Origin of the sequence: Paraburkholderia kirstenboschensis, from assembly GCF_904848585.1 — a bacterium.
Lineage (GTDB): Bacteria > Pseudomonadota > Gammaproteobacteria > Burkholderiales > Burkholderiaceae > Paraburkholderia > Paraburkholderia kirstenboschensis.
The window spans coordinates 206222-218622 of the sequence record NZ_CAJHCR010000007.1 but is presented as its reverse complement, the minus strand read 5'-3'; the positions used below and the strand labels follow the sequence as shown (position 1 = coordinate 218622).

11 protein-coding genes are annotated in these 12401 nt (G+C 60.9%); 4 read left to right on the top strand and 7 right to left on the bottom strand.

Translation table 11 applies throughout. The features are described 5' to 3' along the window. Positions 1-15: 15 nt before the first annotated feature. The 7 genes from JMY24_RS20150 to JMY24_RS20120 are packed head-to-tail and all read right to left on the bottom strand — an operon-like array spanning position 16 to position 6645. Complete coding sequence (locus JMY24_RS20150; RefSeq protein WP_128598166.1) at positions 16-411, bottom strand: RidA family protein; 396 nt, start codon at positions 409-411, stop codon at positions 16-18. Beyond that, the gene (locus tag JMY24_RS20145; protein ID WP_128598167.1) at positions 408-851 is read right to left on the bottom strand and encodes an acyl-CoA thioesterase; all 444 of its coding nucleotides are present in this window, start codon (positions 849-851) and stop codon (positions 408-410) included. The genes JMY24_RS20150 and JMY24_RS20145 overlap by 4 nt, the downstream gene beginning before the upstream one ends. Beyond that, entirely contained in the window at positions 848-2056 is a 1209-nt protein-coding gene (locus tag JMY24_RS20140) for an acyl-CoA dehydrogenase family protein (RefSeq protein WP_128598168.1), read from the bottom strand. Before JMY24_RS20140 ends, JMY24_RS20145 begins: the two co-directional genes overlap by 4 nt. Position 2057: 1 nt before the next feature. Next, positions 2058-2909, bottom strand: a complete 852-nt coding sequence (locus JMY24_RS20135; RefSeq protein WP_128598169.1) for an enoyl-CoA hydratase family protein — start codon at positions 2907-2909, stop codon at positions 2058-2060. Between the two features lie 24 nt (positions 2910-2933). Then, a complete protein-coding gene (locus JMY24_RS20130; protein WP_128598170.1) occupies positions 2934-3506 on the bottom strand; it encodes a MarR family winged helix-turn-helix transcriptional regulator in 573 nt (190 codons plus the stop codon). Then, on the bottom strand, positions 3503-4276 hold the full coding sequence (locus JMY24_RS20125; RefSeq protein WP_128598171.1) for an SDR family NAD(P)-dependent oxidoreductase: 774 nt from the start codon (positions 4274-4276) through the stop codon (positions 3503-3505). Before JMY24_RS20125 ends, JMY24_RS20130 begins: the two co-directional genes overlap by 4 nt. Beyond that, positions 4273-6645 carry a bifunctional salicylyl-CoA 5-hydroxylase/oxidoreductase gene (locus tag JMY24_RS20120; protein ID WP_128598172.1) on the bottom strand — a complete coding sequence of 791 codons (2373 nt, stop codon included), beginning with the start codon at positions 6643-6645 and terminating at the stop codon, positions 4273-4275. Before JMY24_RS20120 ends, JMY24_RS20125 begins: the two co-directional genes overlap by 4 nt. A gap of 914 nt (positions 6646-7559) precedes the next feature. Between JMY24_RS20120 and JMY24_RS20115 the strand changes: the two genes are divergently transcribed. The 4 genes from JMY24_RS20115 (at position 7560) to JMY24_RS20100 (ending at position 11988) form a co-directional block, all read left to right on the top strand. Next, the gene (locus JMY24_RS20115; RefSeq protein WP_236597460.1) at positions 7560-8102 is read left to right on the top strand and encodes an alcohol dehydrogenase catalytic domain-containing protein; all 543 of its coding nucleotides are present in this window, start codon (positions 7560-7562) and stop codon (positions 8100-8102) included. Positions 8103-8113: 11 nt separating this feature from the next. Next, positions 8114-9244: an SMP-30/gluconolactonase/LRE family protein gene (locus tag JMY24_RS20110; RefSeq protein WP_128598173.1), complete on the top strand. Its 1131-nt coding sequence runs from the start codon at positions 8114-8116 to the stop codon at positions 9242-9244. Between the two features lie 372 nt (positions 9245-9616). Further along, positions 9617-10765 carry a glutathione-independent formaldehyde dehydrogenase gene (locus tag JMY24_RS20105; protein ID WP_128584521.1) on the top strand — a complete coding sequence of 383 codons (1149 nt, stop codon included), beginning with the start codon at positions 9617-9619 and terminating at the stop codon, positions 10763-10765. 347 nt (positions 10766-11112) lie between these two features. Further along, positions 11113-11988, top strand: coding sequence for a LysR family transcriptional regulator (locus tag JMY24_RS20100; protein ID WP_201702735.1), 876 nt, complete (start codon positions 11113-11115; stop codon positions 11986-11988). The last annotated feature ends 413 nt before the right edge of the window (positions 11989-12401 follow it).

The window sequence follows — 12401 nt, the reverse complement described above, 5'->3', positions numbered from 1 at the left end:
GAGGGCTGCGTGTCCTTACTGCGGAATGACGGCGGTTGCTTCGATCTCGACCTTGGCTTCGTCTTCGATCAGCGCGACCACTTGCACTGCGCTCATTGCGATGTCGTAGTCGCCGATCAACTCGCGAAACGCACGGCCTATTTCCTTTAACGAAGCGATGTACTCGCGCTTATCAGTCACGTACCACGTCAGGCGCACCAGATGCTCGGGTCTGCCGCCCGCTTCGTGCAGCACGGCAAGTACATTCTTGAGTGCCTGAATAGCTTGGCCCGCGAAGTCCGAGGTCTGAAAGCGCGCCTCTTCATTCCAGCCGATCTGGCCTGCAATGAACACTTGCGTGCCGGCTGCCGCGACGCCGTTCGCATAACCGCGCGGCTTGACCCAGCCGGCGGGAAGAAGAGCTTTTTTCATGTGCGTTGCGCCTCGCTGAATTCGGACTGTGGAGCGAATCTCGCCAGTGCATTGGCGATGTCGGTAGGAATGTCGATCGAACGGCCGCTTTCCAGCGAGGTTGTCACTAGCACCTGCTTTGCTCGAAACCGTACCTCGCCGTTGCAGTGACCGAGAATGTCGATGGTGATCGAGCGCCGGCCAATTGCGGAAACGGTTAGCGTCAGCATGATTGTTTCGCCCATCTGACTGGGCCGCGAAAACTCGCACTCCAGTTTGACGATCGGCAGGCCGATCCGGCGCTGGCTGATCATCTGCGCGTAGTCGACATGCAAACCCTCGTTGAACCAGTCCTCCACGAGGGCATTGGTCATCACCAGATATTGCGGAAAGAACACGATGCCCGCAGGGTCGCAGTGAGAAAAGCGGATACGTATGGGCCTTTCGAAGTGCGTGGTCATTTCGCTTGTTCTCCAGCGCTTGCCGCCGCATGCTCTTTCAACAGATCGCGGCCCACGATCAATTGCTGCACTTCCGTCGCACCTTCGTAGATACGCAGCGCGCGAATCTCGCGGTACAGCATTTCGACGGCGACGCCGCTTTGCACACCCATGCCGCCGTAAAGTTGAACGGCGGCGTCGATCACCTGCTGCGCGCCTTCGCTTGCGTGCCACTTGGCCATGGCTGCTTCGCGGGTCACGCTTTCGCCCTGATCGCGCAACCATGCCGCGCGATAGACGAGCAGCGCACTACTGTCTATGGTCAACGCCATTTGCGCGAGCTTCGCTTGCGTCAGTTGAAAATCGCCCAGGGTCTGGCCGAACATTTTGCGCGATGCCGCTCGTGCCAGTCCCTCGGCCATTGCATGTCGCGCGAAGCCGAGCGAGGCAGCCGCCACGGAAGTGCGGAAGATATCGAGCGTGCGCATTGCGAGCTTGAAGCCTTCGCCGGGTGCGCCGAGCATCTGGCTGCGCGGCACGCGTGCCCCTGCGAAATGCAGGCGCGCAAGGGGATGTGGCGCAATGACGTCGATGCGTTCGGCGATTTCCAGTCCCGGCGTATCCGCATCGACAATGAACGCGCTTATGCCGCGTGCGCCCGGCGCTTCTCCGGTGCGTGCAAAGACCACGTAGAAATCGGCGATGCCACCGTTCGAGATCCACGTCTTGTCGCCGTCGAGCACATAGACGTCACCGTCTTCGCGCGCAGCGAGCGACATGGCAGCGACGTCCGATCCGGCTTCCGGTTCTGACAACGCGAACGCCGCAATTGCGGTGCCGTTCGCCACGCGCGGCAAGTAGCGCGTTTTCTGTTCATGCGTGCCGCCGAGCGAGATCGCGCCGGAGCCAAGCCCTTGCATCGCGAGAGCAAAGTCGGCGAGGCCCGAATGCCTGGCTAGCGTTTCGCGCAGCAGACAGACGGCGCGCGTGTCGATCGTGTCGCCGTGGCCGCCATAGCCCACGCCGCCCACGCCATATTTCAACCAGCCGGCAGTGCCGAGTTCGCGCACCAGTTGACGACAGGTGGAATCCACATCGCCGTGTTCAACGTGCGATAAATTCGCCTGACACCACGCTTCGATACCCGCAGCCAGTTCGCGATGACGTGGTTCGAAAAAAGGCCACGCGAGCGCACTGTGCAGATCCACTTTTCTTTCTTCGCTCAACTCAGTCTCCCTCGAACACGGGGCGCGACTTCGCGGCGAACGCCTGATAAGCGCGCTCGAAATCGCGAGTGCTCATGCAAATGGCTTGAGCCTGCGCTTCGGATTCAATCGCTTCGTCGATGCTCATGCTCCATTCCTGGTGCAGCATCTTCTTGGTGATGCCGTGCGCGAAGGTCGGACCGGCGGCGAAATCGGCGGCAAGCTGTTGCGTGTCCTCGAGAAGCGCAGAAGGCTCGCAAAGCCGGTTATAGAAGCCCCATGCATAGCCTTCGTCGCCGCTAGCGGAGCGTCCCGTGAAGAGCAGTTCGGCGGCGCGCCCTTGACCGATGATGCGCGGCAGGATGGAGCACGCGCCCATATCGCAACCCGCGAGGCCGACGCGCGAAAACAGAAACGCGAGCTTGCTGCGTGCAGTGCCGAGACGCATGTCTGAGGCCATCGCGAGAATCGCGCCCGCGCCGGCGCATACGCCGTCGACCGCTGCAATCACCGGCTGCGGACAATGGCGCATAGCTTTGACAAGGTCGCCTGTCATGCGCGTGAAGAGGAGCAGTTCAGGCATCGGCAGATCGATCAGCGGTGCGATGATGTCGTGCACGTCGCCGCCCGAGCAGAAGTTTTCGCCCGCGCCGTGGATCACAACGGCCTTCACGTCCGTCGCATACGTGAGCTGGCGGAACAGATCGCGCAACTCGGCATACGATTCGAAAGTAAGCGGATTTTTGCGCTCCGGCCGGTTCAACGTGATGGTCGCGACTTTGTTCGCGACCGACCAGCCGAAGTGCTGCGCTTCGTAACCTGCGAGCGTCAGGCGATTACCGGCCAACAGCGCGTCGGCATTTGAATGTGGCATGTTTGTGTCTCCTGTCGCTGGGCGTTAGTCTTTCAAACTGTCCAGCAGATGTTTCTTCAATTTCCCGAGCCGCTGATGCGTACGCGACTTTTCCTCGAGACTGAGCCCGCCGAATAGTTCAACGACCCATTGCTCATGCGCGACCGCCATCCTGTCGAACGCTTTGCGGCCTGCGGGCGTAAGGCATACGCTGATCGAACGGCGATCGTTGGGGTCGGTATCGCGCGAGACCAAACCTTCTTTCTCGAGCTGATCAGTAATGCCGGTCACGTTGCCGCCCGTCACCATCAGGCGTCGGGACAGTTCCGTCATCTTGAGTCCTTCTGGATGACGCTCGAGTTGGGCCATCAGGTCGAAACGCGGCAGTGTAGTGTCGAATTCGTTACGCAGACGCTTGCGCAGTTCGGCTTGCACGAGGTTCGTCGTGGTCAGCATGCGCAGCCACAAGCGCAACCCCATGTGACTGTCCGCGCCGGTGCTCATTTCCAGATCCACGACGTTCTCCGCAGGCTTCGCAACGCCTTTGCGGTGCGCTTTCGCTTCTGCTGCCTTTGCATCGTTTGCTGCAATCTTCTTGACGTTGGCTGACCTGGTCACATTACTTCTCCACCGGAGATGGAAACGGATTGCCCCGTGATTGCATCGGAACCCGGTTGACACAGCCACAGCACGGCATTGGCAACCTGTTCCGGACTAACAAAGCGATGCTGCGGATTCGAGCGAAGCAGGCTTTCGCGCGCCTGCTCTTCCGTGCGCGACGTCTTGCTGGTGATTTGCTGGAGCGACGCGTGCAGCAGTTCGGTCTCGGTATAGCCGGGGCAAACGGCGTTGACCGTCACGCCCTTCGTGGCGACTTCAAGCGCGAGCGAGCGCGTGAGGCCGATCACGCCGTGCTTTGCTGCGCAATATGCGGCGACATACGCATAGCCAATTTGACCCGCCGTACTCGCCACATTGACGATGCGCCCATGTCTGCGTTCGAGCATGCCCGGCAGCACGGCGCGCGTGCCGAGGAAAACGCCGGTGAGGTTCACGTCGAGCATGCGCTGCCATAGCGTCATGTCGGTATGCGTGAACGGCGCGGCTTGTGCCTGGCCCGCGTTGTTGATGAGTATGTCGACGGCGCCCGCTTCGTTGAATGCTTTTGCAACGGACTCTTCTTGCGTGACATCGACCGTAACGCATGCAACGTCGCCCCATGCTCTGCATTTTTCACGCTGAGTTTCTAGCCGCTCCAAATTGCGGCCCATTAGCGTAACGCGCGCGCCGGCGTGCAGCAGCGCTTCGGCAATGGCCGCGCCGATGCCGCTTCCGCCACCGGTGACAACGGCATGTTGTCCCGCGAGGGAGGATTGAATCGAGTTCACGTGGTTCCTTCCGCGCGTTGTGCGCGCTCTTGCGCCGAGAGGCCGGCATTGGCCGCAACCTGCGCGCGTTCACGTTCCAGATTGCGTTCGAGTTGCGACTTCGCGGCGGTGTACTGGTTCGGCCATGTCACGTCGAAGTAGCCTATTTTTGCGGCCTCGTTCAATGTCCACGATGGATTCGCGAGATGCGGACGCGCGATCGCGCACAGATCGGCGCGGCCCGCCGCGATAATGCTATTCACGTGGTCCGCCTCCGAAATCGCGCCCACGGCAATCGTCGCGATGCCCGCTTCGTTTCGTACGCGATCGGCGAACGGCGTCTGGAACATGCGGCCGTATACAGGCTTTTCGTCCTTGCTGACCTGACCCGACGACACGTCGATCATGTCTGCGCCCGCCCGCTTGAACGCGCGTGCGATCTGCACGGCGTCGTCGGGCGTGGTGCCGCCTTCGACCCAATCGTTCGCTGAAATGCGCACCGAAATTGGCTTGTCCTGCGGCCACACTGCGCGAATCGCCTTGAAGACCTGCAGCGGATAACGTAGACGGTTCTCCAGCGAGCCGCCGTATTCGTCGGTGCGGTGGTTGGTCAGCGGCGAGAGGAAGCTCGACAGAAAATAGCCGTGTGCGCAGTGCAATTCGAGCCAGTCGAATCCCGCTTCGGCCGACATTTGCGTCGCGCGCACGAACTGCGCTTCTATTTCGCGGAGCTCGTCGTGAGTCGCTTCGCGCGAATGCTGGCTGATGCCCGGCAAATACTGCTGCGGCGATGCCGAGATGAGCGGCCAGTTGCCTTCGGCCAGCGGCTGGTCGATGCCTTCCCAGGCCACACGCGTCGATCCTTTCGCACCGGAATGCCCGAGCTGGATGCCGATTCTGGCGTTGGACTGACCGTGCACGAGGTCGACGATACGCTTCCATGCGGCGAGGTGCTCCGGCGCATACATACCGGGGCACCCGGGCGTGATGCGCGCTTCGGGCGACACGCATGTCATCTCGGTCATAACGAGCGCAGCACCGCCCATTGCGCGTGCGCCGAGATGCATCAGGTGATAGTCGCCGGCGATTCCGTCGACGGCTGAGTACTGCGCCATCGGCGAAACGACAACGCGGTTCTTCAGTGTGACGCCGCGCAACGTGAATGGGGTGAACATTGGCGGGATGGAATGTTTTTGCGGCGCGCGCTCTATGCCTGAACGCCGTGCTAGCCAATCTTCGAAGCTGGACACATAGCGCGCGTCGCGCTCGCGCAGGTTCTCATGCGAAATGCGCTGCGAGCGAGTGAGCAGCGAATATGCGAACTGATCCGGCTCGAACGATGTGTAGCGGTCCACGTGCTCGAACCATTCGGTCGAATTGCGGGCGGCGTTCTGAATGCGCAATACGTCGACGCTGCGCACGTCCGTGTAATGCTTTAACGCTGCATGCAAATCGCCAGGATGCGCGCCGATGCTATTGGCGAGTTCGATCGAATCTTCGAGCGCGAGCTTCGTGCCTGAGCCAATTGAAAAATGCGCGGTGTGCGCGGCGTCGCCCATTAGCACGACTGGCGTTTGCGTGCCGTCTGCATTGCTGCGCCAATGCACCCATTCTTCATTGACGACGCGCGGGAAACGAATCCACTGCGACGAGCCGCGCAAATGCGCGGCGTTCGACAATAGCGCATTGCCGTCCAGATACTTCGCGAAGAGCTTTTCGCAGAATGCAATGCTCTCTTCCTTGCTCATGTCGTCGAGTCCGGCGGCGCGCCATACACGCTCCGGCGTTTCGACAATGAACGTGGACGTTTGATCGTCAAAGCGATAGGCGTGCGCCTGAAACCAACCGAACTCCGTTTCTTCAAACGCGAATGTGAAAGCGTCGAACAGCTTTCGCGTGCCGAGCCAGACGAAGCGGCAATCGCGCATGTCCACGTTGGGCTTGTAGGTCGACGCGTATTTTTGACGAATTGCGCTGTTCGCTCCGTCGCACGCGACGATGAGATCGGCGTGGTATTCGGTGTCGTCGGTGACCTGCGTTTCGAACACGAGCTTAACGCCCAGTTCCTCGCAACGTGCCTGCAGGATATTCAGCAGGCGCTTGCGACCTATGCCGCAAAAGCCGTGGCCGGACGAGCGCACCTGGCGTCCGCGGAAATGGATTTCTATGTCGTCCCAATGATTGAACGCGTCGAGTATTGCGTCGGCGCTTGGGGCGTCGGCGGCGCGCAGATTGCCGAGCGTCTGGTCGGAGAACACTACGCCCCAGCCGAATGTGTCGTACGGGCGGTTGCGCTCCACGACGATGACCTCGTGCGCCGGGTTGCGGCTTTTCATCAACAGGCCGAAGTACAGCCCGGCCGGGCCGCCGCCGATACAGACAATGCGCATGCTGGTCCCCACTGTGAACTTTGCTGGTGGGATTAATTTAGGCCTAGATAGTTTAGGTGTCAAGCAAATATGCGAGGGAGGGTGCTGCATGACGCCAGCGTGGACACTATCAGCACTCGATCGAAAGGCGCTATTCGCGTCGCGATGGCTGCTGTCACTGTCGTCGAATTGGCCTTCCCGATCCAACTCGGCCGGTTACGACCGCAAAAGGGCTCGAACGGAGCACGCAATACTGTCCTACGATGAGGGGTGCGGAGCGCGCGGACCGTTCGCCGGATACAACCCATAGCGCAGTTCCGTGACTCAAGCGCATCCCGAATGCGGGTTCGAAGCGTCACGAACATCTGTAAGCGCACCGGTCGCACGGCCGGTCCGCGTCGCGGGCAGTAACCGGGCAAGGGTTGATTATGGCAAGCTGCATTGCGGCTTTGCGACGGGGCGAAACATCGCGGCGCGGCCGCCGTTCTTCGGATGCCTCGGCCGGTAGGCCGATTGAAAGCCTTTGTTGGATTCCCATCGCGCTCACTGCCGCGGCCATCATGAGGGGCCGCTCGGCCGCGGCTACGAATGGGACTCTGAGACCGTGGACCGGCCGGACGAGGGCATCAGTTGGCGCTCGCTCCTCGGCGCCACGATTCCGAACGAGGGATCGGTGGGCTTCCACCCCGCCCCTGCGGATCGCGGCACCGTCGACACCCTGCGCTTTCGCTTCGACGCGCCCCGTTGCGCGTTTGCCGACACGGTCCTTAAAACTCCCCGGAACCACGCCCTTGGACTTGGCCGCCGACGGGGCGCTGCGGCGCTTCAAGGGCCTCGTCGAAGCCGGTGAGATTCCGACCACTGTGCGTCAGCCCGCTGCTCGCGCCGACACGCGCTAAGGCGATCAGGACATGCGAGCACTTCACTGGAATGGCGTGAACGACCTGCGCGCTGGCACGGTCGGCGATCTTGAGATCGTCGACCCCCACGCCGCCATTCTGCGCGTCAGCCTGTCCGCGACATGCGGCTCGGATCTGCGCTTCATCGACGGCTATATCCCCACCATGAAGCCCGGCGACGTAATCGGCCACCAGTTCATAGGCGTGATCGACGATATCGGCCCCGAAGTGGAGCGCGTAGCGAACGGTGACCGTGTCGCGATTCCCTCATTGATTGTTTGCGGCCAATGCTGGTATTGCCAGCACGACCTTTACTCGCTGAGCGACAACACGCATCTCGAGCCCGAGCTGCAGGCGCTGCTCCGCGAGGCCATCATGGCCTGCGGCAAGGGCGTCACGCTCCCGGCTCCTTGCGCACGCCTACAAGGGCGACCAAAACCCCGCCTACCTTGCCACGCACCGCTTCTTGCTCGAGGACGCGCCGCGCGGCTACGACATGTTCAAACAGAAGACAGACGGCTGTGTGCACGGGGTGTTCGCGCCGTAAAGGTTGCCGTCCATAGCAAGCCCGCCGTGTAGAGGAGGTAAGCATGACCAGATTCGCAGCCGCGTCCGCCGCAGTGGCGATGATGCTCCTTGCCCATCCGGGCCTCGCACAGCATCGCGCCGGTCCATCTCAGGGCACAGCGCAACTGCAGCAGGTCGCCAGCTTTGAGCACCAGGTGACAGGAGTGACCGTTTCGACGGATGGACGCATCTTCGTCAACTTCCCGCGGTGGACAGAGGATGCGCCGATCTCCGTTGCCGAGGTGACGCGCGACGGCCAGATCAATCCTTACCCGGATGGCGAGTGGAATTCCTGGCGCAATGCCAAGAAGAACCAGGTGTCAGCCGGAGATCACTTCGTGTGCGTCCAAAGCGTCGTGACCGATGCGCACGGCAATCTATGGGTCGTTGATCCGGCCGCGCCAGCCGCAGCATTCATTGTGCCGGGTGGGCCCAAGCTGGTCAAGATTGATTTGAAGGAGAACAGAGTTACGCAGGTGATCCGCTTCGACGAAAAGGTCGCACCTCAGGGCAGCTACCTGAACGATGTGCGGTTTTCGCCGGATGGGCGACATGCCTACCTGACCGATGCCGGGGCCAAAGGCGCTCTCGTTGTTGTGGATCTACAGACGGGCAAGGCTCGACGGGTCCTTAACGGCCACCCGAGCACCCAGCCTGAAAAGGATGTGGTGGTGAAGACCGATGGGCAGGAGTTGCGCCGGCCCGACGGGCGTGGAGTCGAATTCGCCGCTGACAGCGTCGCGCTTTCTCCCGATGGGCGCACGCTCTATTGGAAAGCCCTGACCGGCCGGACCCTCTATCGCATCACCACGGATGCCTTGGAGAACCCACGTTTGTCCGAGAAGGACCTCGAAGCTCGTGTGGAGCCTGTCGCCGAAACCGAGCCGACGGACGGTCTTTGGATCGACAGACGCGGGAGGCTTTATCTGAGCGCGATCGAGCAGGATGCAGTCAAGGTGCGCGAAGGAGATCGCATCACCACCCTCGTACAGGACAAGCGGCTGCGCTGGCCCGATACATTCTCGGAGGGATCCGACGGGACCATCTACGTTACTAGCTCCCACATCCAGGACATGAACTGGTTCAAGCCCGAGGCCGGCCCGCGCCTTGAGACGCAGTTGTGGCGCATCGAGGAGACGCGCGCGCGGCAGTGACGCGGAGGCGGGACCAGTACATGCTGCCTGTTTCGACACCGGTCGACTATTCGCTGTCCGGCATCGGCCCATAAGGGTGACGCGAGGCGAGCACAGTAAGCAAAACACGGCACGATCGATCTGGACGACAACGTCAATTTGAGCACTTCGTCCATTTAGTTCGGACTGCTATAGGAAGCATTTACCTTTTTGAAAGGAAGAAATCTGCTGTGTGTCAGAACGACATTGGCACCGCCAACAAAGCAGAGCGGGTTGGAAGGAGAGACCAGAGAAGCTCCCGCAGGTATTGCCCGCGGGCTTTGCAGACACATCGCCGGCGGCCGGGCACTTCATGCGGCGCAGGCTTTGAAAGCTGTTTTTCAGGAGCAAACTATGAAAGCCGTTGTTTATCGCGGTCCGCGCCAGGTCGCAGTCGAAAACGTGCCGGACCCAAAAATCGAACGACCGACCGACGCCATCGTCAAGATCACCACTACCAACATCTGCGGTTCCGACCTGCACATGTACGAGGGCCGGACCGATTTCGAGCAGGGCCGCATCTTCGGCCACGAGAATCTGGGCGTGGTCCAGGAAGTAGGACCGGCGGTCGAGCGGGTCAAGCGCGGGGACTGGGTGTGCCTGCCGTTCAATGTCAGTTGCGGGCATTGCAAGAATTGCGAGCGCGGCCTGACGGCGTTTTGCCTGAGCGCAAACCAACCGGGCATTGCCGGCGGCGCTTTTGGCTTTGCCGACATGGGGCCATGGTCGGGCGGCCAGGCCGAATACCTGCGGGTACCATGGGCCGACTTCATGTGCCTGAAGCTGCCGCCGGATGCGGAGCAGAAGCAGGTCGACTACGTGATGTGCGCCGACATCTTCCCGACCGGTTGGCACGCGACCGAACTGGCCGGCATGCGGCCCGGCGACGCGGTGCTCATCTACGGCGCCGGACCGGTGGGGCTGATGGCGGCGTACTCGGCGATGATCAAAGGCGCCTGCAGCGTGATGGTGGTGGACTGCCATCCCGACCGGCTCAAGCTGGCGGAGTCGATCGGCGCGATCGCGATCGACTATTCAAAGGAAGACGCGGTGCAGCGGGTCATGGACCTGACCCATGGAAGAGGTGCCGACGTGGGTTGCGAGTGCGTCGGCTATCAGTGCCACGATCCGGCTCCTGAACGCCAGGAGCGACCCAACCTCACGATGAACAATCTGGTCTCATCAGTGAAGTTTACTGGCGGGATCGGGGTGGTCGGCGTGTTCGTTCCGGAGGACCCGAATGCAGCGGACGAACTTGAGAAGAAGGGGATGATTGCATTCGAATGGGGCAAGTGCTGGTTCAAAGGCCAGCACATCGCCACCGGCCAGTGCAACGTCAAGGCCTACAACCGGCAACTGCGCGATCTGATCCACGCGGGCCGCGCGAAACCATCCTTTATTGTTTCTCACGAATTGAAACTTGAGCAGGCGCCTGATGCCTACAAGCACTTCGACGTGCGCGAGCACGGCTGGACGAAAGTGGTCATTCACCCCGGAGGCTAACGGAGCCAGTAGGGTGGTCTCGATCACCGCGGCCAACGCTTTCGAGAGACGACGGCGAAGGTGATGGCGATCGCCCCACCCTGGGCATGGCTATCGTCTTCCGGGACGAGGTCAGCGAGGCGGGAGCGACGAGAGCGGCGTTCCTGACTGGTCGAATACTGCCGCGCCAAATCAGGTTCTCCCGTGTCCTCGCCTACTGCGACATCTGCGAGGCTTGGCCCACGTGGTTGACGCTTGGAGTTTGTCGAAGCCATTGGTAGTCGCTCGCAGGAAGATATATCCGTATTGAACAACTCGGACATCGATTAGTAAAATGAATGATTTGATCGATACGATAACCGGGAAGAATGGAACTCAAGCTGTTAAGGACGTTTTTGTCCGTCGTCGAACTGCGTCATTTCGGGCGGGCGGCGGACGCTCTGCACATGAGCCAGCCGGCGTTGAGCAAACAGGTTGGCGCACTAGAGGCGAGTTTGGGCGCGAAGTTGTTCGAACGGGGTCGTCATGGTGCGGAGCTAACGCCGTTCGGGGAAATCTTCTTGCCCGATGCACAAGCGCTCGTCGGCGACGCGGACGAGATTCTCGCGCGTGCGCGGGAGGCAGGCAGCGGCAGGCGCGGACATCTGCGGATCGGCATTTGCCTGTCCGTGCTAACAATTGCACCGCAGATCATTGCCGACTTCCGTCAGCAATATCCGGGCATTGCCATCGCGTTGAGCGACCTGTCTTCCGATGAGCAAACCCGCCGCATTCTGGCGGGAAAGCTAGATGTGGGCTTTATGCGGATGCCGTCGGTCGAGGGTCTTTCGTCGGCTCGTGTGATTGACGAAACACTGGCCCTGGCGTTACCCCCGGGTCTGGAGCGAGTGCGTCTTCCTGCCGATTTTGGCAAGCTGAATGACATGGGTTTCCTGGCGTTGCGGCGTGGGCGCGGGCCTGGACTTGCTGCTCAAGTCGACGCCTGGTGTCGCGAACAGGGCTTTGTACCTAATGTGACGCAGCAAGCCGATGATGTGCAGTCTGTATTGGCGTCTGTCGCCGCAGGAGTCGGCGTCGCATTTGTGCCCTCACGTGCGCAACATCTGCTTCGGAACGCTACCGTCCTGCCCCTCAGCGGAAAGCAAGCGAAATGGCGCGTGGGGCTTGTGTGGGCGGACGCGCGGAAAAATCCAGTTACTTCACGGTTCGTTTCTTTCGTGCGCGCCGCGCTGAAAGGCATCTAATTCTTCTTCCCTGCGTCGACTTTTATCACTAGACAAAGCTGCCGTTGGCCTGGAGCGAGAGAGCTCCATCGGCGGCTTTCGGTGAAGAGCCTGAACGCGCACAACCGGCTAATTTCGTCCAGTCGACACGACCGGGTAGATCGCTGAGAATCGCAAACACGGAGCCGACTTTAGACGAGGCCTGCAGCACTCTGTAATCCGCCTTGAGCGGAGAATTAATACGCATAGAGGAAATGAACGATGCGGTTCGTTGTCAACGATTCTGAGAATGCGCTACTTTCCCGATAACCTTGGTCTGGCTGCCGATCTATTGCTGCAAATGGGTTTCAGGGCGGCAAGGCCGCGTCGCGAGCTTGTGCCAGGAGCCGCGTAATACGATCGTGCGCTGAACCCATGCTGAACGATTCGACGCT

Excerpts from the sequence above, each read along its gene's own strand:
- JMY24_RS20150 (WP_128598166.1), bottom strand. The coding sequence starts at position 411 with ATGAAAAAAGCTCTTCTTCCCGCCGGCTGGGTCAAGCCGCGCGGTTAT.
- JMY24_RS20145 (WP_128598167.1), bottom strand. The coding sequence starts at position 851 with ATGACCACGCACTTCGAAAGGCCCATACGTATCCGCTTTTCTCACTGC.
- JMY24_RS20135 (WP_128598169.1), bottom strand. The coding sequence starts at position 2,909 with ATGCCACATTCAAATGCCGACGCGCTGTTGGCCGGTAATCGCCTGACG.
- JMY24_RS20120 (WP_128598172.1), bottom strand. The coding sequence starts at position 6,645 with ATGCGCATTGTCTGTATCGGCGGCGGCCCGGCCGGGCTGTACTTCGGC.
- JMY24_RS20110 (WP_128598173.1), top strand. The coding sequence starts at position 8,114 with ATGACCAGATTCGCAGCCGCGTCCGCCGCAGTGGCGATGATGCTCCTT.
- JMY24_RS20105 (WP_128584521.1), top strand. The coding sequence starts at position 9,617 with ATGAAAGCCGTTGTTTATCGCGGTCCGCGCCAGGTCGCAGTCGAAAAC.
- JMY24_RS20100 (WP_201702735.1), top strand. The coding sequence starts at position 11,113 with ATGGAACTCAAGCTGTTAAGGACGTTTTTGTCCGTCGTCGAACTGCGT.